Genomic DNA, 767 nt, shown 5'->3' on the forward strand with positions numbered 1-767 from the left:
AAATTGCATACTTAGTAAAATCAATACATTTGAATGTAGTGGGAACAGACACCTCAACATTCGATGCGTCACTTACAAGAATTTGTCTTTTAAACATTTTAAGGTTCCAACTCTAAAATCGCTTGCCTAAATTTTCCATTTTTTGTTCTTGGAATGGACGAAACTTGCTTAACAAGAACACGCATATCTTCTCCAAAATATGTTTTAATATTTTTTTCTAGAATTTTTTCTGATTGTTGATCATATCGACGATCGACAACAACTAAAGCTATTATTTCATCTATGCTTTTTTGCTTAAGCTGAAGCTCAACCAAACCACACACATTTTTTGGGATATGGTTAAAAATAAGCACCTTACGCCCTGAAGTTGACAGTAGAAACTCACCTTCTCTACCTTGAATACTTTTAATTGTTAAAAATGGAAGACCACATTCACATTGATTGAATTCGGAACTAACACCAGAGAATATGTCTTCTGTGTTATACCTAATTAATGGCATTTTAGAGTTATGGAATCCCGTCGCAATTAATTTATCATCAGAAAACTCATAATAGCCATAGTCTTCAATTAAATGCATCTTACCGTATTTACATGTACCTGCTGTTGCCACCCTTTCACTCAATCCATACCAACTAAAAACCTTACAATTAAAAACGCGTTCGATTACTAGTTTCTGATTATCAGAACAAGATTCCGATGAAAGGACAATCCCTTTAATTTTTAGGTTTACTGCTAACCCTAATGACTCAATTAAATTAGCAAACAG

The 767-nt window shown here is 33.2% G+C and carries 1 pseudogene; it reads right to left on the reverse strand.

Going from position 1 to position 767, the window contains the following annotated elements:
* Window positions 1–98: 98 nt before the first annotated feature.
* Window positions 99–767 (reverse strand): annotated as a pseudogene (locus VOR_RS18815) (phenylacetate--CoA ligase family protein); the annotation flags it as partial.

Origin of the sequence: Vibrio ordalii ATCC 33509, assembly GCA_000257205.1 — a bacterium.
GTDB classification, from domain to species: domain Bacteria; phylum Pseudomonadota; class Gammaproteobacteria; order Enterobacterales; family Vibrionaceae; genus Vibrio; species Vibrio ordalii.